The sequence below is a fragment of the Mycobacterium spongiae genome, from assembly GCF_018278905.1.
Lineage (GTDB): Bacteria > Actinomycetota > Actinomycetes > Mycobacteriales > Mycobacteriaceae > Mycobacterium > Mycobacterium spongiae.
This window is the reverse complement of the sequence record NZ_CP046600.1, coordinates 1-26443: the sequence shown is the minus strand read 5'-3', so window position 1 is coordinate 26443 and position 26443 is coordinate 1. Positions and strand designations below refer to the sequence as shown.

The following is a 26443-nucleotide window of genomic DNA, read 5'->3' as shown; positions in this document are numbered from 1 at the left end:
GAACGGAACCTTATATCCGGCTGGGCCGACAAGTGCGGAGGATGCAGCCGACTGTGGCCGCTACTCGCTTCCATTCGAGGGCACACGACCGAAGCCCCACCGAATGGCCGCGGCCAGCTCCGCCACGTATTCATCTTCGCGCAACTGCTCATACTGGCGTTTTATACACGAGGGGTGCGTGGCATTGAGGATGTACGAGACACCCTGCGGGAGGCGACCGCGCTGAGGTTCGAACGGCTTCGGCGACACCCCCGCCCGCGGATAGAAGAACTCCAATACGCGGTCGGCGTCACGCCCCAGCGTGATCACCAACCGGGGCCGGACAGTTTCGAGTTCGCGGTGCAGAAACGGGGAGCAATTGACGTTCTCGTGCTCATAGGACGCCCGCAGTAGACCACGTTGCTGATGAACAACTCCGCCTCCTCACGACCCGCACGCCTGATGCTCTCATCGATCAACTCACCACTGCCGGCGATAAACGGGATCTGGCTCTCCATGTACTTCTCTCAGAGGCTCTGCCCGACCAGTGCCACCGGTGAACTCAAGCTGCCATGGCCCGGCGCGGAGGCAGTGGCGCCCGAGATGTTCATCCCATCGCAGCGCCTGCAATCGCTGATATCGCCGTCGAGGGCGAGCTTGAGCAGCTGCCGCGAGGCTATGGTGTCCTGCTGCGCCGCCTTCTAGCTCACACCGGTGGAGTGTAGGTAGACCGCGTCCGCCGACGCCAGGATTCGTCGATGCGCCGGAATCCCCCGCGGGCCCCAGAGCGGGGACGTAACGACCGAAGTCCCCAAACCCGCCAACCAGACGTCTAGGGCACAACAACCCCACCAAACATAGAGGTGCTCGCAGTTGGTGAACCACTCGCGGTGGGCGAAGGGGGACTTGAACCCCCACGTCCCGAAGGACACTGGCACCTGAAGCCAGCGCGTCTGCCATTCCGCCACTCGCCCGAAACAACCGGAGGACCATATCACTGTAGTAGCCATGTGTCCCAACCTCCGCGTCGGGCGCCGGCGGGCGAATCAGGGTCCTGGGCTTGCGGACTCTGCTTCGTAAAGATCTCTGAACAGTCTCAATGCAATTCTCACGATTCTCACGGTGCCGTACCGCCGCCGTATCCCGATACCATGCTTGGTTGACCAACACACGCGGGCGAGTCGTTTGCCTTGCGTCGACGACCTAGAAGAGACGACCTAGCAGAAACGTAGAAGAACTGTGAGGCGAGCGCAGCAAGATGAGTAGCCAGAAGGGGCTCGTCCGGCGCATTGAGCGCAAACTGGAGTCGACCGTCGGGGACGCGTTTGCCCGGGTGTTCGGCGGATCCATCGTCCCGCAAGAAATCGAAGCCGCGCTGCGTCGCGAAGCCGCCGACGGTGTCAAGGCGCTGCAGGGTGATCGCCTTTTGGCACCCAACGAATACATCATTACGCTCAGTGTGAGCGACTCTGAGAAGTTGGGCACCGACCCGGAGTTCACGTCGAGCGCTTTTGCTCAGCACTTGGCGGACCATATCCAAGAACAGGGGTGGCAAACGTATGGTGATGTGGTCGTCCGGTTCGAACCTTCGTCGAACCTGCACATTGGCCAGTTCCGCGCCCGCGGGGCTGTTAACCCCGACATCGAGCCCCACCCGACGGTCAGCAATTCCGCCCAGCCACAATCAGAAGATGCGTTTGACGCAGAACCAGGAGTACCACCGATGAGTGACAATTCGAGCTACCAGGGCGGTCAGGGGCAGGGGCGGCCCGACGACTATTACGAGGAGCGCTACGCGCCCCCGCAACAGGATCCGCGTGCTGGGTCGGATCCCCAGAGCGGACCCGACCCCCGTGGGGGCTACCGGCCCGAGGCCGGCGGCTACCCACCCCCGCCCGGCTACCCGCCGCCGCGTCACCCGGATCAGGCCGGGTACCCCGACGCGCGCGGGTACCAAGACCCAGGCCAAGGCGGCTATCCCGACGCACGGGGGTACCAAGATCCAGGTCAGGGCGGCTATGCCGACCCGGGCCAGGGTGGCTATCCTCCGCCGTCGTATGAGCCTCCGCCGTCGTATGAGCAGCGTCCGCCAGCTCCGGCTGGACCTCCCCCGGGGTATGGCGCTCCTGGCTACGAGCAGGGCTACCAGCAGGGCGGCTACGGACCGCCGCCTGGCGGCGGGCAGCCCGGCTACGGCGGCTACGGAGAGCCGGGACAGCTGGGTCAGCAATTTCGTGGTCCGACTCGCCAGGATGAGGGCGGCGGCTACCCACCCCAAGGTCCCCCCGAGCAGCGACCGGCTTACCCCGAACAAGGCGGGTACGACCAGGGCTACCAGCAGGACGCGCCGGGATACGGCCGGCAAGATTACGGCCAGGGGGACTACACCCGCTACGCCGACGCAGCGCCGAGCACCGGATACCCACCACCTGCCGGCGGCTATGCCGAGCCCGCCGGCCGCGAGTACGACTACGGCCAGCCCAGCGCACCTGAATACGGCCAGCCCAGCGGACCCGACTACGGCCAACCCAGCGGACCCGACTACGGCCAACCCAGCGGACCCGACTACGGCCAACCCAGCGGACCCGACTACGGCCAACCCAGCGGACCTGAGTACGGCCAGCCTTCGGGCGGCGGCTACGGCAGCTACGGCGGCTACGGGTCCGCCGCAGCTGCGGTCACCCTGCAGCTCGATGACGGCAGCGGCCGAACGTACCAGCTCCGTGAGGGTTCGAACATCGTCGGTCGGGGCCAGGACGCGCAGTTCCGATTGCCCGACACGGGCGTGTCACGCCGTCACTTGGAAATTCGCTGGGATGGACAGGCCGCGCTGCTGGCGGACCTGAACTCCACCAACGGCACCACCGTCAACAACGCACCCGTGCAGGAGTGGCAGTTGGCCGATGGCGACGTCATCCGCTTGGGGCATTCGGAGATCATCGTTCGCATTCACTGAACACACGGGGTCAAAGCTGCCGAGCTTGATCCGACGCCGACCACCGTCAAAGTATCGTTTCTTTGCTGATCGGCTCGGCAACACCGACGGAGGACAGCAAGCGCAGGACGGAAAGGACGCCAGATGCAGGGGTTGGTACTGCAACTGACGCGTGCCGGATTTTTGATGCTGCTGTGGGTGTTCATCTGGTCTGTTCTGCGGATCCTGAAGACCGACATCTATGCGCCCACCGGCGCGGTCATGGTGCGCCGCAGCCTGGCATTGCCCGGCAGCCTGCTGCCGTCACGCCAGCGCAGGCACGTTGCGCGCTATCTGGTGGTGACCGACGGAGCACTGAAAGGGGCGCGGATCACGTTGACCTCCCAACCGGTGCTGATCGGGCGCGCCGATGACTCGACCCTGGTGCTGACCGACGACTACGCCTCGACACGGCATGCACGGCTGTCGCAGCGCGGCTCCGAATGGTACGTCGAAGACTTAGGATCGACCAACGGCACTTACCTTGACAGGGCGAAGGTGACGACTGCGGTACGAGTTCCTATCGGAATGCCGGTTCGGATCGGCAAGACGGCAATCGAGCTGCGCCCGTGACCCGCACCGGCGACGATGCAGAGCGCCGCGATCAGGAGGAGCGGCGCGCAATAATCTTTACCGCCGATGACGAGCATGCCGGCTCGCCAGGTATCCGAGCCCGGGTCATGGACGTACTGCCCGCTTGCGGGGGAGAGTGGCGCTCGTGACCCTGGTCCTGCGATATGCCGCCCGCAGCGATCGCGGCCTGGTACGCGCGAACAACGAAGACTCGGTCTACGCCGGCGCCCGCCTGCTGGCACTTGCCGACGGCATGGGCGGCCATGCCGCCGGCGAGGTCGCATCTCAGCTGGTGATCGCCGCATTGGCCCATCTCGACGATGACGAGCCCGGAGGCGATCTGCTGGGCAAGCTCGATACCGCGGTACGGTCCGGCAACTCGGCCATCGCCGCGCAGGTCGAGGTGGAGCCGGAACTCGAGGGCATGGGCACCACGCTCACCGCAATCCTGTTCGCGGGAAACCGACTCGGGCTGGCGCACATCGGTGACTCACGCGGCTACCTGCTACGTGACGGCGAGCTAGCCCAGATCACCAAAGACGACACGTTTGTCCAAACCCTGGTCGATGAAGGTCGGATCACCGCGGAAGAGGCGCACAGCCATCCGCAGCGCTCGTTGATCATGCGGGCATTGACCGGTCACGAGGTCGAACCCACGCTGACCATGCGAGAAGCGCGCGCCGGTGATCGCTACCTGCTCTGCTCCGACGGGCTCTCTGACCCCGTGAGCGACGAAACCATCCACGAAGCACTGCAGATCCCCGACGTGGCCGAGAGCGCCTACCGCCTCATCGAATTGGCACTGCGAGGCGGCGGCCCCGACAACGTCACTGTCGTCGTCGCCGACGTCGTCGACTACGACTACGGCCAGACCCAACCGATTCTGGCGGGTGCGGTATCCGGCGACGGTGACGACGACCAAGTGACCCTGCCCAATACCGCGGCCGGACGTGCGTCTGCGATCAACCCGCGCAAGGAAGTTGTCAAACGCGTTCCACCACAAGTTGAGTCGTTCAATCGACCTCGGTGGTCGCGACGGCGGATGGCTGTCGGCGTAGGGCTGGTGGTAGTCCTGGCGATAGCGAGCCTGATCATTGGGCGCGCGGTCATCCGCAATAACTACTATGTCGCCGCGTACAACGGCACGGTGTCCATCATGAGGGGGATTCAGGGGTCGCTGTTGGGCATGGCGCTGAGCGAGCCCTACCTGATGGGCTGCCTATCTGCCGGCGATGAGCTATCGCAGATCAGTTACCGCCAGTCCGGGGATCGTCTCGACTGCCAGTTGATGAAGGTGGAGGATCTGCGCCCTCCCGAACGCGCGGCGGTTCAGGCGGGGCTTCCGGCGGGCACCCTCGACGATGCCATTGGGCAGTTGCGCGAATTGGCAGCCACGTCCTTGCTGCCTCCCTGCCCATCTCCACGAGCTACCTCTCCGCCGCAACCATCTCCCGCCACCGCCAGCCAGTCACCCCAACCGAACCCGACCACCTCGAAACCGGCCGCCACAACACCCACCGCCACAACACCCACCACCACATCACCCGTCGCCACCCCTCCCGCCGGCACCTCTCCCACCGGCACCCCCACCGGCACCCCCACCGCCACCTCTCCGGCAGCGCCCGCCTCGCCATCAGCGACTTCGCCAGCCAACACTTCCGCGCAACCGACTGACACCCCCGCGGCAACGGTGACCGCGCTTCCGCCACCCCCACCTCGGCCGGGCATCGACTGCCGGGCGGCCGCATGACAACGCAGCTACAGCCAGCGGTGGCTGTGACGCCTCCGTTGCCGACTCGGCGTAATGCCGAACTGCTGCTATTGGTGTTCGCCGGCGGTATCACTGTGGCGGCGCTGCTCATCGTGGAGGCCAACAGAGAGCGGGGCTTGCACTGGGAACTGACGAGTCAGGGGTTGGCTTTTCTCACGTTGTTCGGATTCGCGCATTTGGCCATCCGGCGCTTCGCGCCTTACACCGACCCGCTATTGCTGCCCGTGGTGGCGCTGCTCAACGGTCTTGGGCTGGTCATGATTCACCGGCTCGACCTCGTCGACAACGAGATCGGCCGGCACACCCATCCCAGCGCTAACCAGCAGATGCTGTGGACTCTGGTCGCGGTGGCCTCATTCGCGCTCGTCGTGACGTTCCTCCGAGACCACAGGCAGCTGGCCCGCTATGGCTATACCTGCGGGCTCGTCGGTCTCGTGGTGTTGGCGATCCCCGCGCTGCTGCCGGCATCATTATCCGAGCAGAACGGTGCCAAGATCTGGATTCGACTGCCCGGCTTCTCGATTCAGCCCGCCGAATTCTCCAAAATCCTGCTGTTGATCTTCTTTTCGGCGGTGCTCGTCGCCAAACGCAGCCTGTTCACCAGCGTCGGCAAGCACTTGATGGGCATGACCCTGCCCCGACCGCGAGACCTTGCGCCACTGCTGCTGGCGTGGGTTGCTTCCGTAGGAGTGATGGTCTTCGAGAAGGACCTTGGTACTTCGCTGCTGCTGTACGCGTCGTTTCTGGTGGTGGTTTATCTCGCCACGCAGCGGTTCAGCTGGGTCATCATCGGCTTGATTCTGTTTGCCCTGGGAAGCGTGGCCGCGTACTTCATGTTCGACCACGTTCGAGTCCGCGTCCAGACGTGGCTACACCCGTTTGCCGATCCCGACGGCGCCGGTTACCAAATTGTGCAGTCCCTGTTCAGCTTTGCCACTGGGGGGATCTTCGGTACCGGGCTCGGCAACGGTCAACCGGACACGGTCCCCGAGGCATCGACAGACTTCATCATCGCCGCGTTCGGCGAGGAGCTTGGGCTGGTCGGACTCTCCAGCATCTTGATGCTGTACACGATCGTCATCGTCCGGGGGCTGCGTACGGCGATCGCCACCCGCGACAGTTTCGGCAAGCTGTTGGCCGCTGGACTGGCCTCCACGTTGGCTCTTCAGCTGTTCATCGTTGTCGGCGGGGTGACCAGGCTAATCCCACTCACCGGATTGACCACGCCGTGGATGTCCTACGGTGGATCATCACTGCTGGCCAACTACATGCTGCTGGCCATCCTGGCCCGTATCTCCCACAGTGCCCGCCGACCGTTGCGCACCCGTCCCCGAGACAAGTCGCCGATCGCGGCGGCCGGCACTGAGGTGATCGAGCGCGTATGAACGCCTCGCTGCGCCGGATCTCGGTGACCGTGATGGCGTTGATCGTGCTGCTCTTGCTCAACGCCACGATGACCCAGGTCTTCACCGCCGACGGGTTGCGAACCGACCCGCGCAACCAGCGGGTCCTGCTCGATGAGTATTCCCGCCAACGCGGCCAGATCACCGCGGGAGGACAACTACTGGCCTACTCGGTGGCCACCGACAGCCGATTCCGTTTTCTGCGGGTCTATCCCAACCCCGAGGTGTACGCACCGGTCACCGGCTTCTACTCCCTGCGCTACTCCAGTACGGGACTCGAACGCGCTGAGGACCCGGTGCTGAATGGATCAGATCAGCGGCTGTTCGGCCGGCGGCTGGCCGACTTTTTTACCGGCCGCGACCCGCGCGGCGGCAATGTCGAGACCACGATCAACCCACGCATCCAGCAGGCCGGCTGGGACGCGATGCAGCAAGGCTGCGGCGGGCCGTGCAAAGGGGCGGTCGTGGCCTTGGAACCGTCCACAGGAAAGATTCTGGCGCTGGTGTCGTCACCGTCCTATGACCCCAACCTGCTGGCATCCCACGACCCGGAGGTGCAGGGGCAGACGTGGCGGCAACTCCGTGACAGCCCGGGCGCTCCGCTGACAAACCGTGCGATCGCCGAGACGTACCCACCCGGTTCCACGTTCAAGGTGATCACCACCGCGGCCGCGTTGCAGTCCGGGGCCACCGACACTGAACAACTGACCGCGGCGCCACAGATCACCCTGCCCGATAGCACCGCCACGTTGGAGAATTACGGCGGCGAGGCGTGCGGCGACCAAGCGACCGTGTCGCTCAAAGAGGCTTTCGCCAAATCCTGCAATACCGCCTTCGTCCAGCTGGGCATCAACACCGGTGCCGATGCCCTGCGTAGCGCGGCGCGATCGTTCGGTCTTGACAGCCAGCCCAACCCCATCCCGCTGCAGGTCGCCGAGTCGACTATTGGGCCAATCCCCGACCCAGCGGCGCTGGGGATGACCAGCATCGGGCAAAAGGATGTCGCCGTGACACCGCTCGAGAACGCGGAGATAGCGGCGACCATCGCGAATGGTGGTATCACGATGCAGCCGTACCTGATCGACAGCCTCACCGGGCCAGACCTGGCCAACATCAGCACCGCGGCACCGGGCCAGCCGCACCGCGCGGTGTCGGCTGAACTCGCGGCTAAGCTTACAGAGCTGATGGTCGGCGCCGAGAAAGTCACACAGCAGAAAGGGGCCATCCCCGGCGTGCAGATCGCATCTAAGACTGGTACCGCAGAGCACGGCACCGACCCACGTCACACCCCGCCCCACGCGTGGTATATCGCCTTCGCCCCTGCGCAGGCGCCAAAGGTCGCTGTCGCGGTGCTGGTCGAAGGCGGTGGCGACCGCCTGTCTGCGACCGGTGGTGCGCTCGCCGCGCCGATTGGGCGGGCTGTGATCGAAGTCGCGCTACAGGGGGGACCGTGAGCCCCCCTCAGGCGAGCGCGGAACGCGCGAGGACCGGAGCGCGCGGGAGGCACGGCATGAGCCCCCGCAGGCGAGCGCGCGTGAGGATCGCAGCGCGGAACGCGCGAGGACCGGAGCGCGCGGGAGGCAAGGCATGAGCCCGCGCGTTGGTGTGACGCTGTCTGGCAGGTATCGCCTGCAGCGCTTGATCGCCACTGGCGGGATGGGCCAGGTCTGGGAGGCCGTCGATAGCCGGCTCGGCCGACGCGTTGCGGTCAAGGTCCTCAAGAGCGAGTTCTCGTCGGACCCGGAATTCATCGAACGGTTCCGGGCCGAGGCGCGCACCACCGCGATGCTCAACCACCCGGGCATCGCCGGCGTGCACGACTACGGGGAAAGCCAGATGAACGGCGAGGGCCGTACCGCCTACCTGGTGATGGAGCTGGTTAACGGCGAACCCTTGAATTCGGTGCTCAAACGCACTGGCCGGCTATCGCTGCGGCACGCGCTGGACATGCTGGAGCAGACCGGACGCGCGCTGCAAGTCGCGCACGCCGCGGGCCTGGTTCACCGCGATGTCAAGCCGGGAAACATCTTGATCACCCCCACCGGACAGGTGAAAATCACCGACTTCGGCATCGCCAAGGCCGTGGACGCCGCGCCCGTGACCCAGACCGGCATGGTGATGGGCACCGCGCAGTACATCGCGCCCGAGCAGGCCCTGGGTCACGATGCGACCCCGGCCAGCGATGTCTACTCGTTGGGAGTCGTCGGCTACGAGGCAGTTTCGGGAAAGCGACCGTTCATCGGTGATGGCGCCCTGACGGTGGCGATGAAGCACATCAAGGAACCCCCGCCACCGCTGCCGCCCGAACTGCCCCCCAATGTCCGCGAACTCATCGAGATAACACTGGTGAAGAACCCCGGTATGCGGTATCGCAGTGGGGGACCGTTCTCCGATGCGGTCGCCGCGGTACGAGCCGGCCGCCGGCCACCGCGGCCTAGCCAAACGCCACCGCCGGGGCGGGCCACGCCGGCCGCGATTCCGTCGGGCACGCAGGCCAGGGTCGCGGCCAACTCCACCACTCGGACCCCGCCCCCACGGCGTTCACGCCCGACCACCGGCGGCAATCGGCCACCACCGGTTCGCCGCACGTTCTCGTCCGGCCAGCGCGCATTGCTGTGGGCCGCCGGAGTGCTTGGGGCGCTGGCAATTATCATCGCCGTGCTCATCGTCATAAACTCCCGCACGGAGAATGAGCAACAGCAGACCCCAACAACACCTACCATGACGAACACCGGGACCCCACCGGCCACTAACACCCCCAGCGGCGCGGGGGCTCGACAAGGGGGCCCGATGCTCACTTGGACGGATCGCGGGGAAACAGACGAGATACCGCAATGACCACCCCTCAGCACCTGTCCGAACGCTACGAACTCGGCGACATCCTCGGTTTCGGAGGTATGTCGGAAGTTCACCTCGCCCGCGACCTCCGGTTGCATCGAGATGTTGCGGTCAAGGTGCTGCGAGCCGATCTTGCCCGCGACCCCAGCTTCTATCTGCGCTTCCGACGTGAGGCGCAAAACGCCGCGGCCCTCAATCACCCGGCGATCGTCGCCGTGTACGACACCGGCGAAGCCGAAACGCCGGCTGGACCGTTGCCCTACATCGTCATGGAATACGTCGACGGTGTCACGCTTCGCGACATCGTGCACACCGACGGTCCGATGCCGCCTCAGCGCGCCATCGAGGTCATTGCCGATGCCTGCCAAGCGCTGAACTTCAGTCACCAAAACGGCATCATCCATCGCGACGTCAAGCCGGCAAACATCATGATCAGCACCACCAATGCGGTCAAAGTGATGGACTTCGGCATCGCCCGCGCGATCGCCGACAGCAGCCACAGCGTCACCCAGACCGCGGCGGTGATCGGGACGGCCCAATACCTCTCGCCGGAACAGGCGCGCGGCGATTCCGTCGACGCCCGATCCGACGTCTATTCATTGGGCTGTGTTCTCTACGAAGTCCTCACTGGTGAGCCGCCGTTTACGGGCGACACGCCAGTCTCGGTCGCCTATCAGCACGTCCGGGAAGATCCCCTTCCCCCGTCCGCACGACACGAAGGCATCTCCGCTGACCTCGACGCCGTCGTTCTCAAGGCGCTGGCCAAGAACCCGGAGAACCGGTATCAGACGGCGGCGGAGATGCGTGCTGACCTGGTACGGGTACACAACGGCGAGGTGCCCGAGGCACCCAAGGTTCTCACCGAGGCCGAGCGCACTTCGCTGCTGTCGTCGGCCACCGCCAGCCATGGCGGACCACACACCGACCCGCTACCGCGCACGACGGTGGCAGATGTCGACACCGACCAGACACCCGCCTCGGTGGGCCGGTGGGTCGCTGCGGTGGCCATTCTGGCTGTGCTGACGATCGTGGTGACCATCGCCATTAGCACCTTCGGCGGTAACACTCGCGACCTGAGGGTCCCTGACGTTCGCGGTCAAGTATCCGCCGATGCCATCGCTGCCCTACAAAATCGCGGCTTCAAAACCCGCACGCTACAAAAGCCGGACTCGACGATCCCGCCCGACCATGTCATCGGAACCGACCCCGCCGCCAACTCGTCAGTGGGTGCCGGGGATGAGATCACCATCAACGTGTCCACCGGACCCGAGCAACGCGAATTGCCCGACGTTTCCTCGCTGAGCTATGCCGAAGCGGTCAAGAAGCTGACCGCAGCCGGATTCGGGAAGTTCAGGCGGACTAGATCGCCGTCAACCCCGGACCTCATGGGCAAAGTCATCGGGACCAACCCCCCGGCCAATCAGACGTCGGCAATCACCAATGTGATCACCATCATCGTCGGTTCCGGACCCGCGACGAAGCAGATTCCCGATGTGGCAGGCCAAACCGTCGATGAAGCGCTGAAGAATCTCAACATTTACGGATTTAGCAGATTCAGCCAGGCGTCGGTCGACAGCCCCCGCCCGGCCGGCGACGTGATCGGCACCGATCCGCCAGCGGGGACCACGGTGCCCGAGGACATGATCATCGAACTGCGTGTCTCCAAGGGCAACCAGTTCGTCATGCCCGACCTGTCCGGCATGTTCTGGACAGACGCCGAGCCACGGCTACGTGCGCTGGGCTGGACGGGCAAACTGGACAAAGGGGCCGATGTCGACGCAGGTGGTTCCCAGCACAACCGGGTCGTGTATCAGAACCCGCCCGCCGGTGCTGGCGTCAACCGCAACGGCATCATCACGCTGAAGTTCGGCCAGTAACCTCGGCTGTATCTTCGGTTGCATTCGGAACATGCGGCCGGACAGCGGTGAGTACCTCGTTTTCGAGCCGGCGCACGAGCGTGTCGTCTCGTGTCCATCCGCAATAGGCAAGCCAGTTCGCCAGCATCCGGTGCCCGCCTTCGGTCAGGATCGACTCCGGGTGAAACTGCACCCCTTGGATAGGTAGCGTCGTGTGCCGCACGGCCATGATTACCCCGTTGCGGGTGTGCGCCGTCACCTCAAGCACCGGCGGCAACGACTCCGGCAGGATCGTCAGTGAGTGATACCTGGTCGCGGTAAACGGATCCGGAAGCCCTTGCAACACACCCACATTGGTGTGGAACACACTGCTGGTCTTACCGTGCCGCAATTCGGGCGCGCGGTCGACAGTCGCGCCGAACGCCGTGCCAATCGCTTGGTGTCCCAGGCAGACTCCGAGCAGTGGGGTGCCCACCGCGGCGCATGCGCGGACCAGCTTGACCGACGCGCCGGCCCGTTCCGGGGTGCCGGGTCCAGGACTGAGCAGGACGCCGTCGAAATCAGCGGCAATCGCGGCCTCATCGGAGAGCCGTGGGTCGTCGTTGCGCCAGACCGTCGCTGCAACGCCCAGCTGACCGAGGTATTGCACCAGGTTGAACACGAAGCTGTCGTAGTTGTCGACAACCAGAATCCGCATCGTGCCAGGCTACCGTCCGATCCCGCATCCGATCGCGCGTGGCAACCGTTCAGTAACCGACTGGCCCCAACGGTTCCGCAAAATGCAGCCGAACCGGTTCGGTATGGCCGACGATCTCCACGTTGGACTTGACTTCTTCCTCGTAACCGAGCCCGAATCGGACCACGTACTGCTTGTACAAGGTCACCAGCGGAGCTGCATCCAGGGCGTCCTGCATAGCGCTTGGATCGCCGATGGCGGTGATGGTGTAGGGCGGGCTATAGGTGCGGCCGTTGAGCAACAAGGTATTACCCACGCAGCGAGCCACCGAGGTTGCGATGATGCGTTGGTCTTGTATCTGGATCGCCTCGGCGCCGGCAGTCCACAGCGCGTTGAGGACGGCCTCGATGTCTTGCTGGTGCACGACGAGGTCGTCGGGGGTAGCGTCGCGCGGGAAGCGCCCGTCGGCGTCACGTTGCGCGTCGCGCAGTCGTACCACCAAGCCCGGCCCGGCAACCGGGTTCATGTCTGCCTCGCCAGCGAGCTCGGCGGATCGCCGCAGCATGGCCGCCAACGCAGTATCGGCGGACCGTCCGTGTACCGAGTCGATCCGGTTCGTCAGGGCTTCATGTTCGGCGTCCAGACGGGACACCGACGATTGGGTCTGACGGACCAGGTCGACGAGACGCGGGGCATCACTGCGGCGGATCTCGGCCCCGCCGGAGACTCCGTGCGTGGCGGCCAGCAGCAGCCCCGCCAACAGGCACACCAGCGGCACACCGAAACGCCACGGGGAGCGTCGGGTGTTGGTCATCGTGTCTCCGTTTTCCTGGTCACGGCAGCAGGTGGGTTAGTCTCGTAGCCAAGCCCCTAGATAAGCCACAAGCAAACCCACAAGCAAACTACGCCTTGCTGCTGCGATCACTACCGTGGCACCCTGTCCCACTCGTCGTCGTATCGCAGTAGTTATGAGATATCCCGAGGTAAGTGATGCCCAAGTCCAAGGTCCGCAAGAAGAACGACTTCACGGTCAGCGCTGTCAGCCGCACCCCGGTGAAAGTCAAGGTCGGACCGTCGAGTGTGTGGTTCGTCTCGTTGTTCATTGGCCTGATGCTGATCGGCCTCGTCTGGTTGATGGTGTTTCAGTTGGCCGCCGTCGGCAGCCAAGCCCCCGCGGCGCTGAATTGGATGGCGGAGCTCGGCCCGTGGAACTACGCGATCGCGTTCGCTTTCATGATCACCGGTTTGTTGCTCACGATGCGCTGGCACTGATTGTTGACGCGGACGTAATGAATTCATCCCGTGCCTGGTTCTTTACTCGGCCAGCAACCCTGCGGCCCGCAATCACACGCATGTGATTCATCCCCACTGTTGATAGCGTCTGTGGATAACTGAATCCACAATGGTGAGAGGGTCTAGATAGCGCGTGCAGCAAACGGAATGGGCCCCGCGTTCGGCGGGAATCGCTGGTTGTGGGGCCGGGGGCATTGTGATGGCTATTGCCTCTGTGACCTTGGTCACAGACCAGCCCGGGCGTGTCATGACCGGCATTGCCGCGCTGGGTCTCATCTTGTTTGCGAGCGCCTCCTGGCGCGCCCGGCCAAAGCTGGCAATTACGCCCGACGGCTTAGCGATCCGAGGCTGGTTCCGGACGCAGCTATTGCAGCGCGACAGCATCAAGATCATCCGGATCACCGAGTTCCGCCGCTTTGGCCGCAAAGTCCGCTTACTAGAGATCGAAACCGTCAACGGTGGACTGACGATCTTGTCCCGTTGGGACCTCGGCACCGACCCACTCGAGGTGCTCGATGCCCTCACCGCCGCCGGCTACGCCGGCGGACCCACAAACTAGCGCCCGCGCCCAGAAAGCAGGCGCCCAGAAAACCGCTACGAAATAGTGATCGACTCGATGACGACCGGTTCGGTGGGTCGGTCGCTGGCATCGGTGGCCGTCGTCGCGATCGTGTCGACGACACTCTGCGAATCGGGGTCGGTCACTTCCCCGAAGATGGTGTGCCGCCGATTCAGGTGTGGGGTCTTGCCGACGGTGATGAAGAACTGTGAGCCGTTGGTGCCCGGCCCCGCGTTGGCCATCGCCAACAGGTACGGCTTGTCGAATTGCAGCTCGGGGTGGAACTCGTCAGCAAACTTGTAGCCGGGGCCACCGCGACCGGTCCCCGTTGGGTCGCCACCCTGGATCATGAAGCCCTTAATCACGCGGTGAAAGACGGCGCCGTCGTAGAACGGGCCGGACGGGCCCCCCGACGCGTTTTGCGTCGAATAGTCTTTGGTGCCTTGCGCAAGACCAACGAAGTTGGCAACGGTCTTGGGTGCATGGTTTCCGAACAGTGCGATCTTGATATTCCCGCGGTTGGTGTGCAACGTGGCAATGGCGGTCTGAATGGGGCTGTTGGTCACGACAGCACAGTCTGCCATTAGCCGCGCGCCTGTCCGCAACCGGTGCCGTCGACCGTTACACGGCGCTTCGTGTCAGCAATGGGCGTGCTGACGGGCAGTTGGTGGCAGTCTGTGGAAGGTACCGGAGAGCCTCTGGGCGCCAGAGGTGTCGGCGACAAAGAAAGGTGGCCCATGAGCGAAAAGGTGGAAACCAAGCTGACCTCACGGGAGCGACTGACTCGGGGCCTGACCTACTCTGCCGTGGGACCGGTGGATGTGACCCGCGGCGTTCTCGGGCTCGGATTCGGCTCAGCGCATTCGACCGCATCGGCGCTGCGGCGGCGCTACCGGGAAGGCAGGCTAGCCCGCGAAATCGCGGCGGCCCAGGAAACGATCGCCGGCGAGTTAGCCGCCGCCCAGGAAGCGGTCGCCAACCTGCCGCAAGTCATTGAGGACACGCGGCCGTCCCTCTGTGACAGCAACAAGCGCCGGGCGTGGATCATCGCGGGGGCGGCCGTCACGGTCCTCGCCGGCGGTGCGGTCGCATTTAGCGTTGTCCGGCGCTCGATGCGTCCCGAGCCCTCGCCGCGTCCCCCGAGCGTCGACGTCCAACCGCGTCCATAGGCGTCGCTAGAACACTGCGCCCACATTGCCGTGAGGGTTGTGCTTGGCGCCCGAACCACGACCGTGTTGGGCAATTTCGACGAGGCTCTACCCGATCCCACTGTCCAACTTGTGGAGCCTAGGGGAATCGAACCCCTGACACCTGCCTTGCAAAGGCAGTGCTCTACCAACTGAGCTAAGGCCCCTCGCCGTCACCAGGCGCTTCGTCTGCCGCCACGTGCCAGACCTCGACGCCACGTCGCGACCTCACCACCAGTGCCATCACAACGATCGCTGCCAGCGGCAACGCACATCTCACCCAACGCGATGACGGACACATGGTTGTGGGCCTAGGAGGACTCGAACCTCCGACCTCTTCGTTATCAGCGAAGCGCTCTAACCGCCTGAGCTATAGGCCCGTACGTCGGTACGGCCGAGCGACGAGATTACCGCAACCGCCGCCCAAGTCCCAAAAGGCTAGTCGCGGTCCGCCAGCGTCACCTCAATGCCGCCAATGAGGTCGGTGGTCAAGTTGTAGACGAACGCCCCAATCGTCGCCAACGCGGTCAGCAAGACGATATTGACCAAGCCGATGAGGATGGCGCCGCCAAAAATGGTGCCGCTGGAGACAAGTTCACCGCTGCTTCCGCTGGTGTTGTTCAACAAGTCGCCCACGTTGCTGTTGAGCTTGGTCCACACACCCATGCCGCCGAGCACCAGGTACAGGAACGCGACCGCGATCATCCAGACGAAGAACAGGGCCACCGACAGCAACAGTGACACCTTTAACGTGCTCCACGGATCGATCCGACGGATCTGCATGCTGGCCCGGACCGGTCCGCGCGGCCGTCGCGACGCCACCTGAACATGGGTTTCGCGGGTTTCGGAGCTGGTCGAACGGCCTGAGCCGGAGCCGGTCGTCGCTGCGGCCCCGGCCGCCGGACGTTCCGGCGCGGGGTTGCGTTGTGTGGCTCTGGGGGCCGGGCCGGAAAGATCGGGCAATTCGCTCGGATAGGCCTCGGCGCCCGGGCCCTCGGGCTCCTGCGCTGGAGACTTCCCGGGTGGCGGTGAGCTGGCCGGGGGCGCCGTCCTACCAGAAATGAAGCGGTTAAGCCGGGCATCGGCGTCGGGCGGGGGCACCGATGTCCGACCCTCGTTGGGTTCGGGCGCTGGGCGCGACGATGCCTGCGAGGCCCGGGCGGCGCCGCGCTGCCACGGCGGCGAGTCTCCACCGTCTGGGAGGCGACCCGGTCCGGTCGGTGCCCGGTGCACGCCAGCGCGCTCGACCGAACCATCCCCATTCGGGTTGTCGCCGGTGTTGGGGGCGCCCGGTTCGTGTGGTGAAGTCACCGCGGCTCCTTACCTATGTTTCCAGGCAGCTAGTTCAGACGGCCCGACTCCTCCTCGGGTCGCTACGCGACCCGCATCGTCGTCGGGCTCACTTCAATTGCCCGACTCCTCCTCGGGTCGCTAGGCGACCCGCATCGTCGTCGGGCTAAGTCTAGTTGCCCAGCTCACGCGAACCGCCCCGTGCCCCTATCGTGGGCCAGCTATTTGCTCGACCCGTTCGCGCCGTCGACTTCCGCGACCGCGTCGTCGACATTTTCCTCGGCGTTGCGGGCGATGGCCAACAGGGTGTCACCCTCGCCCAGGTTCATCAGCCGCACGCCCTTCGTCTGCCGTCCCGCCTTGCGGACCTGGCGTGCCGCGGTCCGGATGACACCGCCCCCGGAAGTAATCGCGTACAGCTCGCTGTCGACGTCGACAATCAATGCCCCGACCAACCTGCCGCGCCGGCGGTCGTACATCACCGTGAGCACGCCCTTGCCGCCGCGGCCCTGGACCGGGTACTCCTCGATTCCGGTCCGTTTCGCATACCCACCGGAGGTGGCAATCAGCAAATAGGTGCCTTCACGCACGACGTTCAGCGACAGCAGCCGATCGTCGGCATTGAACCGCATTCCTTGCACGCCCGAGGTAGCCCGCCCCATGGGCCGCAGCGCTTCGTCGGTCGCCGAGAACCTGATGGACTGGCCGTTGGCGGACACCAGCAGCAGGTCGTCATCGGATGAGCACAGCACGGCACCGACTAGTTCGTCGGAGTTGCGCAGGTTGATCGCCACGATCCCACCCGAGCGATTCGAGTCGAAGTCGGTCAACTTCGACTTCTTGACCAAACCGTTCTGGGTGGCCAGCACCAGATATGGGGCGTCCTCATAGCTGCGGATCTGGATGACCTGGGCGATGCGCTCCTCGGGCTGGAAGGCCAGCAGGTTGGCGACATGCTGACCGCGCGCTGTCCGGGAGGCCTCCGGCAACTCGTACGCCTTGGCGCGGTACACCCGGCCCTGGGTGGTGAAGAACAGGATCCAGTCGTGGGTCGAACACACGAAAAAGTGCCGGACGATGTCGTCTTGCTTGAGCCCGGCGCCCTGTACGCCTTTCCCGCCACGCTTTTGGCTGCGGTACAGATCGGTTTTGGTGCGCTTGGCGTAGCCGGTCTCGGTGATGGTGACGACAACGTCCTCTCGAGCAATCAAGTCCTCGTCGTTGACGTCACCGTCGGCCGCGATGATCCGGGTACGACGGTCGTCGCCGTGCTTTTCGACGATCTCGCCGAGTTCGTCGCGCACGATGCCGCGCTGACGCTCGGGTTTGGCCAGAATGTCTTCGAGGTCCGCGATTTCGGCTTCGATCTTGGCCAAGTCGTCAACAATGCGTTGGCGTTCCAGTGCGGCCAGGCGCCGCAGTTGCATGTCGAGGATGGCCTGGGCTTGGATCTCGTCGATGTCGAGCAGCTCGATCAACCCGGCGCGGGCGATGTCGACCGTCTCCGACGCCCGGATCAGCGCGATGACTTCGTCCAGCGCGTCGAGCGCTTTGACCAGGCCGCGCAGAATGTGGGCCCGTTCGTTGGCTTTTCGCAGCCGGTAGGTGGTGCGCCGAACGATGACGTCGAGTTGGTGGTCGACGTAGTAGCGGATGAGCTGGTCGAGCCGCAGCGTGCGAGGCACCCCGTCGACGATCGACAGCATGTTGGCACCGAAGCTGGTTTGCAGCTGGGTGTGCTTATAGAGGTTGTTGAGCACCACCTTTGCTACCGCATCGCGCTTGACCTCGATGACGATCCGCAAGCCGACCCGGTCACTGCTCTGGTCTTCAATGTTGGAGATCCCGGTGAGCTTTCCGTCGCGGACCTGCTCGGCGATCGAGGTGATGAAGTTGTCGTGGTTGACCTGATACGGCAACTCGGTGATGACCAGTGAGGTCCGGCCGCGCGAATCTTCCTCTACTGCAACCACACCGCGCATCCGGATGGAGCCGCGGCCGGTCTTGTACGCATCGCCGATGCCCTGGGAGCCGACAATCAACCCGGCGGTGGGGAAGTCGGGTCCTTTGACGCACTTGGTGACCGCGGCCAGCGTTGCCTCTTCGTCGGCGTCGTAGTTGTCCAGCGCCCAGAACACCGCGTCGGCGAGCTCGCGAAGATTGTGTGGCGGGATATTGGTGGCCATACCCACCGCGATACCGCCGGAGCCGTTGGCCAGCAGATTGGGAAACCGGCTGGGCAGCACCGCCGGCTCTTGTACCCGACCATCGTAGTTGGGCGCGAAATCGACTGTCTCCTCGTCAATTTCGCGTAGCATTTCCATCGCCAGTGGCGTGAGCCGCGCCTCCGTGTAGCGCATCGCGGCCGGTGGGTCGTTGCCCGGGGAGCCAAAGTTACCTTGGCCATCGACCAGCGGGTACCGCAACGACCACGGCTGCGCCATCCGGACCAGGGTGTCGTAGATCGACGCGTCACCGTGCGGGTGATAGTTACCCATGGTTTCGGCCACGGATCGAGCTGACTTGGCATGACTGCGGTCAGGACGGAACCCGGAATCGAACATGGCGTAAAGAACCCGACGATGCACCGGCTTGAGGCCATCGCGCACTTCCGGCAACGCGCGACCGACGATCACGCTCATCGCGTAGTCGATGTAGCTGCGCTGCATCTCCTGCTGAATGTCGACCGGTTCGACCCGCTCTGCGGAATCGTCACCAGGCGGCAGCGTCGTGTCTGTCATCTATTCCTCGTTTGCACTGAGTGTGGACAGCGTTGGGTTCACGTGTGCTGGATCAGACGTCCAAGAAGCGGACGTCTTTGGCGTTGCGGGTGATAAAGCTTCGGCGCGCGTCGACGTCCTCGCCCATCAGGATCGAGAACAGTTCGTCGGCGGAAGCGGCGTCGTCGAGAGTTACCTGGCGCAGCACACGCACTGTGGGGTCCATCGTGGTTTCCCACAGCTCCTTGGCGTCCATTTCGCCGAGCCCTTTGTAGCGCTGGATGCCGTCGTCCTTGTTGATCTTCTTGCCCGCTTTGAGCCCCGCCTCGAGTAGGCCGTCGCGCTCGCGGTCGGAATAGGCGAACTCCGGATCGCTGCGCTGCCACTTGAGCTTGTACAGCGGCGGCTGGGCCAGGAACACGTGCCCGTTCTCGATCAGCGGTCGCATGAACCGGAAGAGCAACGTCAACAACAGTGTGGAAATGTGCTGGCCGTCAACATCAGCATCAGCCATCAGCACGATTTTGTGGTAACGCAGTCTGGTGATGTCGAACTCGTCGTGAATCCCGGTACCCAAGGCAGTGATGATCGCCTGCACCTCGGTGTTCTTGAGCACCCGGTCGATACGGGCCTTTTCCACGTTGATGATCTTTCCGCGCAACGGGAGGATCGCTTGGAACATCGAATCGCGCCCGCTCTTGGCCGAGCCGCCGGCCGAATCGCCCTCGACAACATACAGTTCTGACTTCCGCGGATCGGTAGAGCGACAGTCGGCCAGCTTGCCCGGAAGACCACCGAGGTCGGTAGCACTTTTGCGCCGCACCAACTCTCGCGCTTTGCGTGCCGCAATTCGTGCCTGCGCCGATGAGACTGCTTTGTTGACAATGACTTTCGCATCCGCAGGATTGGCTTCAAACCAATGTGTGAGCTGTTCGTTGCAGACTTTCTGCACGAAGGACTTCACCTCGGTGTTACCCAACTTGGTTTTAGTCTGACCTTCGAATTGCGGTTCGCTGACTTTCGCCGAAATGACCGCGGCCAGGCCTTCCCGGATGTCGTCGCCAGTGAGGTTGGGGTCCTTGTCTTTCAGGAGTTTGCGGTCCTTGGCGTACTTGTTGACCACCGACGTCAACGCGCTGCGGAAGCCTTCCTCATGGGTGCCGCCTTCGTGGGTGTTGATGGTGTTGGCGAAGGTGTGCACCGACTCCGAATAGCCGGCGTTCCATTGCATCGCGATCTCGACCTCATGACCGTGACCCTTGCCAGAGAAATCGACGACGCTGCCATGGATCGGGTTCTTGGTGCGGTTGATGTGCTTGACGTAATCGACGAGGCCACCCGGGTAATGAAACGTGCGGCGCTTCACTTTATGGGGTGCAACAGATTCTGCTGCTCGCTCGCTCGCCGACTTTGGCGCTTCGGCAACGTCGCTGACGACTTCGTCGACGACTTCATCCTCCGTCACACGCTCGTCGTTGAGGTTGATGGTCAGCCCCTTGTTGAGGAAAGCCATCTCCTGCAGCCGGCGCGCCACCGTTTCGAAGTCGTACTCCGTGGTCTCGAAGACCGCTGGATCTGCCCAAAACCGCACTGTCGAGCCAGTTTTGCGAGTCGTGCCGCCTTTCTGCAGACCCACCGGCTCCGACTGCTTGTAGCATTGCGTCCACTCGTGGCCGTCGCGCTTGATCTCAACCTCGAGCCGGGTGGACAGCGCGTTGACAACCGAAACGCCGACACCGTGGAGGCCACCCGAGATCGCGTACGCGTCGGAATCGAATTTTCCGCCGGCGTGCAATTGAGTCATCACGACATCGACGGTCGGTACCCCGGAGGCATGCTTGGCGACCGGGATGCCACGGCCGTCGTCGGCGACCTCGACGCCTCCGTCTTCGAGCAAAGTCACGCTGACCGTGGTCGCGTATCCGGCCATCGCTTCGTCGACCGCGTTGTCGACCACCTCCCAGACAAGGTGGTGTAAACCGCGCTCCCCGGTGGAGCCGATATACATACCTGGACGTTTGCGGACGGCTTCTAGCCCCTCCAAAATCGTGATGGATGCGGCGTCGTACTCATCCTGCGTCTTCTTCTTCTGGGCAGCCACAGTCCGGATGCTCTCCTCGGGGTTGTATGCGAGCGGTCCAGTCACCGCAGCGGTCGCATCCCACCACTCTACCGTGATCGGCCCCCCGCACCGATTCTCCGGCCGCGTTTCTACCTATCTGATTGCGCCGTGTGGTCGATATCTTTATTCCCACCACGTCCCGACGTTGCTGATGCAGGTCCGTTCCGTCCTGGCGGCTCTCAGGCTCGCTCCCCCTGGAGCCGGATACCGCCAGTTCGGTGCCTTATCCATAGGTGTCCCGGGGTCCTCGACCGGCGATGTGCCGTGGGCCTTTGCGCCACGACGGAGCCGCGGGACCCGTGATCCGTAAAGATCGGACCACCCCGTCACCGACAGCAGCGGCGATTTTCGCTAAAAGTTGTGCTTGCAGCAGCCGCAGTTGTGTTGCCCACGCCGTCGATTCTGCGGTGACGCTGAGCACCCCCTCATTCAGCGCGGTGGGCGTTGCATGCTCGGCGATGTGCTGGCCCACTACTGAGCCCCATTGCCCCAGTACCGTCCCCTCGGCGACGTGTGCCGACCAGCCGCGTCTCTTCGCCAGGTCTCGTGCTGCGCTCCCCAACAGTTCGGGATCACGAACATCAGGCCCCGGCGCGGACCAGCTGCGCCGTCGCCCCGCTACGCGGCGCGGCGTGGCGGGCCCAGAGCGACCGCGTCCGGCGTCGTGTCCACGCGCCCGCGCCGCGGCCCGCGCCTCTTCGAGGGTGCGCCGGACCAGATCCATCGCGGGTGCGTCGTTGGCTTGCTCGCCGCCTTCGTGACCAGACCGCCCCTGTGAGTCCGTCACGGTCGCACCACCGACATGGGTCCCGAGTCGCTCTCACGCAGATCGATATGGACTCGTCGAGCATCCCAGTCGACGGGGATGTCATCCGAAACAGCTGCAGTCACCAAGACCTGCTCGGCGGATTCGGCCACCGCCGCCAGCGCGCGCCGGCGCGTTGCATCCAATTCCGCAAAGACGTCGTCGAGCAACAACACCGGCTCGCCCCCGTCCGCGCGGAGTAGTTCGTAGGCTGCCAATCGCAGCGCCACCGCCAACGACCACGATTCTCCATGGCTGACAAACCCTTTGGCCAGCTGCTCACCGAGTCGCAACTCCAGGTCATCACGGTGTGGACCGACCAGACACACACCGCGCTCCAGTTCGGATTCCCGGCGTGCCGCGAGTGCCGCCAGCAAGCCCGCCTCCAGATTCTGGTGATCAGCGACGACGCTTTCGCCGGAACCCGTGCGATCCATACTGGTCCGGTAGTTGATCGACGCCAACCGTGATTCCGGCGCCAACAGCTGGTAGGCCTTCTGCACTTCCGGTGCCAACTGGTTCACCAGATTGATACGCGCTGCCATCAATTCAGCGCCGTGTTCGGCCAAACGGCTATCCCAGACATCAAGGGTGTCCAGCCCAGCATGATCGGTGCGATACCGCCCACCGGACATCGATTTCAACAGCGCCGTGCGTTGCCGCAGCACTTTGTCGTAGTCCGCGCGCACCGCGGCCATCGCAGGCCTACGCACGGTCGCCAGCTCATCGAGATAACGGCGCCGATCTGCCGGGTCGCCACGGACCAGCGCAAGGTCCTCGGGCGCAAACAACACCGCGCGCAACACTCCAACCACCTCGCGCGGGCTACGGACCGGTGACCGGTTCAGCCGCGCCTTGTTGGCTCGCCCCGCAGCAATCTCCAGATCAACCGCGCATTCCCTGCCCTCACTCACCACGATCGTCGAAACGACAGCCCGATCGGCACCCGAACGAATCAACGGCAGATCGGAACCGACCCGGTGCGAACTCAATGTAGTCGAATACCACAGTGCCTCAACTATATTCGTCTTGCCAAACCCATTTGGACCGACAAATACCGTTCGTCCTGGAAACAACTCCAGATCCGCATTGGACCACGACCGAAAGTCACGCAACCCCAATTGCCGGACGTACACCTGCCCCAGCCCCTACGAGGGATGCGATCAGCCGGGCAATCGAACCGGCATCAACAGGTACACATAGTCGGTGTGAACCGCCGGGAACGGGCCCTTAGGATCTACCGCGCCAGGAGCCCCCTCGTCATCGGACGATGCGGGCCGTAGCAATGCCGGCTTGCCCGGCGTGGTGAAACCGAACGAGACCCGCTCGGAATGCAGCGAACCCAGGCCGTCGGTCAAGTAGGTCGGGTTGAACGCAATCGTCAACGGTTCGCCGACGAAGTCGACGGCAAGATCTTCCTCTGCTCGTCCGACATCGTCGGCTCCAGCTGAAAGCCGCAGCATCCCATCGGCAAATTCCATGCGCACCTGCGCGCCTCGATCTGCCACTAACGCAACCAGTTTTATCGCTTCGGTCAACTCTGCTACATCGATCGTGGCCACTGCCGTGTGCTCCGTGGGCAACAACTGGCGAAACTTGGGGAACTCCGCATCCAGAAGGCGAGTGGTACTGCATTTGTCGTTTCCGCTGATGCCAAGGAGTCCATCTTTGCCAACTCCCGTACCAGCGCCTAACGACAACCGCACATCGGACCCATCAGTGCCCGCTTTTGCCGCCTCGGCCAAAGTCTTGGCCGGTACTAGTACCGCAGCCTCGACATCGGGGGATGACGCGGACCACGTCAACTCGCGAACCGCCAAACGAAATCTGTCCGTCGCAGCTAAAACGACTGTGTCACCGGATATCTCGACGCGGATGCCGGTCAACATGGGCAATGTGTCGTCACGGCCGGCCGCGATGGCGACCTGACCGATCGCCTCGGCGAACAACTCCGAGGAGAGTACTCCGGTCTCTTCGGGGAGCGTCGGCAACGTCGGGTAATCCTCGACGGCCATCGTCGGAAGCGAGAATCTGGCATTTCCGCAGGTCAATTCGACCCGACTGCCATCGACTGAAAAGTCGACGGGCTTGTTCGGCAAGGCTCGGGTGATATCCGATAGCAGCCTTCCGGACACTAAAACACTTCCGGGAGAAGCGATTTCAGCAGCGACCTGTGCTTCTGCGGAGACTTCGTAGTCGAATCCCGAGATCGTCAGCCCCGTGTCCGAACCGGTCAACAAGACCCCGGACAGCACCGGCGCCGTTGGCCGCGTGGGGAGGTTCTTGGCTACCCAGGACACTGCATCGGCGAAAGACTCCCGGACCAAACGGAACTTCAAATCGGTAAGACCAGCTCGTGTCGTAGCCGCGTCCATTGCGTCCCTTCACCTAACGTGAGTTTCAAACCAGTGACGAGCACCCCGCTAGCACGGACACTCCCCGTGACGGCCACCACTGTGGTCGAACAACAACCGTAGAGCTTCTGGCGCCAACTTGGAAGCTAGTCCACGACGGCGACGACGGGCAGGGCCACGGGGGGTGAGACCCCGGGAAGCGGGACCATCCCCAACGCTGTGTTTTAACGAAGAAGTATCGGAAAGATCTCAATAACAGTATTAAGGGATGTGGAGATTGGGGATAACCAAGCTTTGGTGCTGTTGAACGTGGTTTTGGGTTGTGGATGGCTGCGTTGACAACCATCTGGTGGGTGGCGAGGGACTGGGGATCGGACGTGGCACTGTGGGGAACTAGCGGTTGTTGCGGGGTTGTGTGCGGTGTTTCTACACAGCGATGCGCACAACGAGCACTGTGACGGGTGTGACGCGCGGGTAGGAAGTTTTTTCCGAAAAAGTTTCCGAGGAGGGCGCTTATCAGCGCTTGGAGCGCTGCCGGATGCGAGTCGTGAGCTCTTTGACGTGATCGAAGACCTCACGACGTTCGGCCATCTCGGACAAGATCTTGCGCTGGGCGTACATGACTGTGGTGTGGTCGCGCCCGAACGCCTGGCCGATCTTGGGCAGTGACAGATCGGTCAGTTCGCGGCAGAGATACATGGCGATTTGTCGCGACTGGGCGAGTGCTCGGGTCTTGCCCGGTCCACGGAGTTCTTCGACCGTGGTATCGAAGTATTCAGCGGTCGCCGCCATGATGGTCGCCGCGCTGATTTGCATGGTGTTCGCGTCGGCGATCAGATCGCGAAGCACGATCTCGGCCAGTGCTTTGTCGATCGGTGTCTTGTTTAGCGACGCAAAAGCGGTCACCCGGATGAGGGCACCTTCAAGTTCTCGGATGTTGCGCTCGATGCTGCCCGCGATGAGTTCGAGGACATCGTCGGGTACCGCAAGACGTTCCATCTGTGCCTTCTTGCGAAGGATCGCGATGCGGGTCTCCAACTCGGGGGGTTGGACGTCGGTGATCAGCCCCCACTCGAAGCGGGTGCGGAGACGGTCTTCAAGGGTGGCGAGCTGTTTGGGTGGACGATCGGATGAGATCACGATCTGTTTGTTGGCGTTGTGCAAGGTGTTGAAGGTGTGAAAGAACTCTTCCTGGATGCCCTCTTTGCCTTCAATGAACTGGATGTCATCGACCAGAAGCACATCGACGTCGCGGTAGCTGCGCTTGAAGGCGACTTTACGATCGTCGCGCAGCGAGTTGATGAAGTCGTTGGTGAATTCTTCGGTGGAGACGTACTTGACGCGCATGCCGGGAAACAGCCGTTGGGCGTAGTTGCCGGCCGCGTGCAAGAGGTGAGTTTTGCCAAGACCGGATTCGCCCCAGATGAAGAGCGGGTTGTATGCGCGGGCGGGCGCTTCGGAGATCGCCAGCGTCGCGGCATGTGCGAACCGGTTGGAGGCGCCGATGACGAACGTGTCGAAGGTGTAACGCCGGTTGAGGCTGGTTCCGCCAGTACTTGCTGAGTCGGCACTGTGTGGGCGTTCAGTGAAGTAATTCGGCCAGGTCTGCTGGGCAGGACCGAAGGCATCGCCAGTTTCGTCGGCATCGTCGGGGCCGCTTGAGTCGTCTAGGGATGGGTACGCGCTCGGATCGTCAGAAGGTGAGTGCGCGGGCTCATCGACATGTTCAGTGCTAGGGGGAGCGATGCGAACACCGAGTTGTATCTGCTGACCGAGCCGACGGCTGAGCGCGTCGGTAATCGGCGTACGCAGGTGGCGCTCGATCTCGTTCTGGACGAAGCTGCTCGGCACCGACAGCAGGGCAAAACCTTCGACGATGGTCAGCGGTTGAACGAGATTCAACCACGCCCGTTGCTGGGGAGTCAGCGGAGCGGTGAGCGTCGTGCCGTTGGCGGGCGTGCCGTCACCGTTCGGCTCGCCGTTCAGTTCGGAAACGACCGCCTGCCACACTGTGGTGAAACCTGAACCGGGGTCATCGATCAA

The 26443-nt window shown here is 63.6% G+C and carries 21 protein-coding genes and 3 tRNA genes; 10 read left to right on the top strand and 14 right to left on the bottom strand.

All coding sequences use genetic code 11. From position 1 onward, the window contains the following. Positions 1-60: 60 nt before the first annotated feature. Positions 61-345: a hypothetical protein gene (locus tag F6B93_RS22575; RefSeq protein ID WP_246541182.1), complete on the bottom strand. Its 285-nt coding sequence runs from the start codon at positions 343-345 to the stop codon at positions 61-63. Positions 346-870: 525 nt separating this feature from the next. Continuing rightward, positions 871-953 (bottom strand) — tRNA-Leu (locus F6B93_RS00115). 284 nt (positions 954-1237) lie between these two features. Here F6B93_RS00115 and F6B93_RS00110 point away from each other — a divergent pair. The 7 genes from F6B93_RS00110 to pknB all read left to right on the top strand — a co-directional run bounded on the left by F6B93_RS00110 (position 1238) and on the right by pknB (position 11415). Further along, positions 1238-2935: an FhaA domain-containing protein gene (locus tag F6B93_RS00110; protein ID WP_211697091.1), complete on the top strand. Its 1698-nt coding sequence runs from the start codon at positions 1238-1240 to the stop codon at positions 2933-2935. 123 nt (positions 2936-3058) lie between these two features. After that, a complete protein-coding gene (locus F6B93_RS00105) occupies positions 3059-3526 on the top strand; it encodes an FHA domain-containing protein FhaB/FipA (protein ID WP_211697090.1) in 468 nt (155 codons plus the stop codon). Between the two features lie 145 nt (positions 3527-3671). Beyond that, positions 3672-5276: a PP2C family protein-serine/threonine phosphatase gene (locus F6B93_RS00100; RefSeq protein WP_211697089.1), complete on the top strand. Its 1605-nt coding sequence runs from the start codon at positions 3672-3674 to the stop codon at positions 5274-5276. Continuing rightward, entirely contained in the window at positions 5273-6682 is a 1410-nt protein-coding gene (locus tag F6B93_RS00095; RefSeq protein ID WP_211697088.1) for an FtsW/RodA/SpoVE family cell cycle protein, read from the top strand. Before F6B93_RS00100 ends, F6B93_RS00095 begins: the two co-directional genes overlap by 4 nt. Further along, a complete protein-coding gene (gene pbpA, locus F6B93_RS00090; protein ID WP_211697087.1) occupies positions 6679-8154 on the top strand; it encodes a D,D-transpeptidase PbpA in 1476 nt (491 codons plus the stop codon). The genes F6B93_RS00095 and pbpA overlap by 4 nt, the downstream gene beginning before the upstream one ends. 133 nt (positions 8155-8287) lie before the next feature. After that, positions 8288-9538: a serine/threonine-protein kinase gene (locus F6B93_RS00085; RefSeq protein WP_246540926.1), complete on the top strand. Its 1251-nt coding sequence runs from the start codon at positions 8288-8290 to the stop codon at positions 9536-9538. After that, positions 9535-11415: a Stk1 family PASTA domain-containing Ser/Thr kinase gene (pknB, locus tag F6B93_RS00080; RefSeq protein WP_211697086.1), complete on the top strand. Its 1881-nt coding sequence runs from the start codon at positions 9535-9537 to the stop codon at positions 11413-11415. Before F6B93_RS00085 ends, pknB begins: the two co-directional genes overlap by 4 nt. Here the strand turns inward: pknB and F6B93_RS00075 are convergent. Continuing rightward, positions 11393-12091 carry an aminodeoxychorismate/anthranilate synthase component II gene (locus F6B93_RS00075; RefSeq protein ID WP_211697085.1) on the bottom strand — a complete coding sequence of 233 codons (699 nt, stop codon included), beginning with the start codon at positions 12089-12091 and terminating at the stop codon, positions 11393-11395. The two genes, pknB and F6B93_RS00075, sit on opposite strands and share 23 nt — an antisense overlap. A 49-nt stretch (positions 12092-12140) precedes the next feature. Beyond that, positions 12141-12884: a DUF881 domain-containing protein gene (locus F6B93_RS00070; RefSeq protein ID WP_211697084.1), complete on the bottom strand. Its 744-nt coding sequence runs from the start codon at positions 12882-12884 to the stop codon at positions 12141-12143. Positions 12885-13060: 176 nt separating this feature from the next. Here F6B93_RS00070 and crgA point away from each other — a divergent pair, with 176 nt between their 5' ends. Then, the gene (gene crgA / locus F6B93_RS00065; protein WP_211697083.1) at positions 13061-13342 is read left to right on the top strand and encodes a cell division protein CrgA; all 282 of its coding nucleotides are present in this window, start codon (positions 13061-13063) and stop codon (positions 13340-13342) included. A gap of 154 nt (positions 13343-13496) precedes the next feature. After that, positions 13497-13922 carry a PH domain-containing protein gene (locus F6B93_RS00060; RefSeq protein WP_211697082.1) on the top strand — a complete coding sequence of 142 codons (426 nt, stop codon included), beginning with the start codon at positions 13497-13499 and terminating at the stop codon, positions 13920-13922. 35 nt (positions 13923-13957) lie between these two features. On the opposite strand, the gene F6B93_RS00055 is transcribed toward F6B93_RS00060, so the two are convergent. Next, positions 13958-14506, bottom strand: coding sequence for a peptidylprolyl isomerase (locus F6B93_RS00055; RefSeq protein WP_211697081.1), 549 nt, complete (start codon positions 14504-14506; stop codon positions 13958-13960). A 153-nt stretch (positions 14507-14659) separates the two neighbouring features. Here F6B93_RS00055 and cwsA point away from each other — a divergent pair, with 153 nt between their 5' ends. Next, positions 14660-15091, top strand: coding sequence for a cell wall synthesis protein CwsA (gene cwsA, locus F6B93_RS00050; protein ID WP_211697080.1), 432 nt, complete (start codon positions 14660-14662; stop codon positions 15089-15091). A gap of 112 nt (positions 15092-15203) precedes the next feature. On the opposite strand, the gene F6B93_RS00045 is transcribed toward cwsA, so the two are convergent. The 9 genes from F6B93_RS00045 to dnaA all read right to left on the bottom strand — a co-directional run bounded on the left by F6B93_RS00045 (position 15204) and on the right by dnaA (position 26443). Further along, a tRNA-Ala gene (locus tag F6B93_RS00045) sits at positions 15204-15276 on the bottom strand. 139 nt (positions 15277-15415) lie between these two features. Continuing rightward, positions 15416-15489: transfer RNA gene (locus tag F6B93_RS00040), tRNA-Ile, on the bottom strand. A gap of 58 nt (positions 15490-15547) precedes the next feature. Then, entirely contained in the window at positions 15548-16420 is an 873-nt protein-coding gene (locus tag F6B93_RS00035) for a DUF3566 domain-containing protein (RefSeq protein WP_211697079.1), read from the bottom strand. A gap of 200 nt (positions 16421-16620) precedes the next feature. Then, the gene (gyrA, locus tag F6B93_RS00030; protein WP_211697078.1) at positions 16621-19140 is read right to left on the bottom strand and encodes a DNA gyrase subunit A; all 2520 of its coding nucleotides are present in this window, start codon (positions 19138-19140) and stop codon (positions 16621-16623) included. 52 nt (positions 19141-19192) lie between these two features. Further along, entirely contained in the window at positions 19193-21220 is a 2028-nt protein-coding gene (gene gyrB / locus F6B93_RS00025; protein ID WP_211697077.1) for a DNA topoisomerase (ATP-hydrolyzing) subunit B, read from the bottom strand. A gap of 244 nt (positions 21221-21464) precedes the next feature. Beyond that, positions 21465-22028 carry a DUF721 family protein gene (locus F6B93_RS00020; protein WP_211697076.1) on the bottom strand — a complete coding sequence of 188 codons (564 nt, stop codon included), beginning with the start codon at positions 22026-22028 and terminating at the stop codon, positions 21465-21467. After that, the gene (gene recF, locus F6B93_RS00015) at positions 22025-23182 is read right to left on the bottom strand and encodes a DNA replication/repair protein RecF (protein WP_211697075.1); all 1158 of its coding nucleotides are present in this window, start codon (positions 23180-23182) and stop codon (positions 22025-22027) included. Before recF ends, F6B93_RS00020 begins: the two co-directional genes overlap by 4 nt. A gap of 27 nt (positions 23183-23209) precedes the next feature. After that, the gene (gene dnaN / locus F6B93_RS00010; RefSeq protein WP_211697074.1) at positions 23210-24421 is read right to left on the bottom strand and encodes a DNA polymerase III subunit beta; all 1212 of its coding nucleotides are present in this window, start codon (positions 24419-24421) and stop codon (positions 23210-23212) included. Positions 24422-24916: 495 nt separating this feature from the next. After that, positions 24917-26443, bottom strand: coding sequence for a chromosomal replication initiator protein DnaA (dnaA, locus tag F6B93_RS00005; RefSeq protein WP_211697073.1), 1527 nt, complete (start codon positions 26441-26443; stop codon positions 24917-24919).

What these genes read in the sequence shown, in the direction of transcription:
- F6B93_RS00110 (WP_211697091.1), top strand. Translation starts at nt 1,238, where the DNA reads ATGAGTAGCCAGAAGGGGCTCGTCCGGCGCATTGAGCGCAAACTGGAG.
- F6B93_RS00105 (WP_211697090.1), top strand. Translation starts at nt 3,059, where the DNA reads ATGCAGGGGTTGGTACTGCAACTGACGCGTGCCGGATTTTTGATGCTG.
- F6B93_RS00095 (WP_211697088.1), top strand. Translation starts at nt 5,273, where the DNA reads ATGACAACGCAGCTACAGCCAGCGGTGGCTGTGACGCCTCCGTTGCCG.
- pbpA (WP_211697087.1), top strand. Translation starts at nt 6,679, where the DNA reads ATGAACGCCTCGCTGCGCCGGATCTCGGTGACCGTGATGGCGTTGATC.
- F6B93_RS00085 (WP_246540926.1), top strand. Translation starts at nt 8,288, where the DNA reads ATGAGCCCGCGCGTTGGTGTGACGCTGTCTGGCAGGTATCGCCTGCAG.
- pknB (WP_211697086.1), top strand. Translation starts at nt 9,535, where the DNA reads ATGACCACCCCTCAGCACCTGTCCGAACGCTACGAACTCGGCGACATC.
- F6B93_RS00075 (WP_211697085.1), bottom strand. Translation starts at nt 12,091, where the DNA reads ATGCGGATTCTGGTTGTCGACAACTACGACAGCTTCGTGTTCAACCTG.
- F6B93_RS00070 (WP_211697084.1), bottom strand. Translation starts at nt 12,884, where the DNA reads ATGACCAACACCCGACGCTCCCCGTGGCGTTTCGGTGTGCCGCTGGTG.
- crgA (WP_211697083.1), top strand. Translation starts at nt 13,061, where the DNA reads ATGCCCAAGTCCAAGGTCCGCAAGAAGAACGACTTCACGGTCAGCGCT.
- F6B93_RS00055 (WP_211697081.1), bottom strand. Translation starts at nt 14,506, where the DNA reads ATGGCAGACTGTGCTGTCGTGACCAACAGCCCCATTCAGACCGCCATT.
- cwsA (WP_211697080.1), top strand. Translation starts at nt 14,660, where the DNA reads ATGAGCGAAAAGGTGGAAACCAAGCTGACCTCACGGGAGCGACTGACT.
- gyrA (WP_211697078.1), bottom strand. Translation starts at nt 19,140, where the DNA reads ATGACAGACACGACGCTGCCGCCTGGTGACGATTCCGCAGAGCGGGTC.
- dnaN (WP_211697074.1), bottom strand. Translation starts at nt 24,421, where the DNA reads ATGGACGCGGCTACGACACGAGCTGGTCTTACCGATTTGAAGTTCCGT.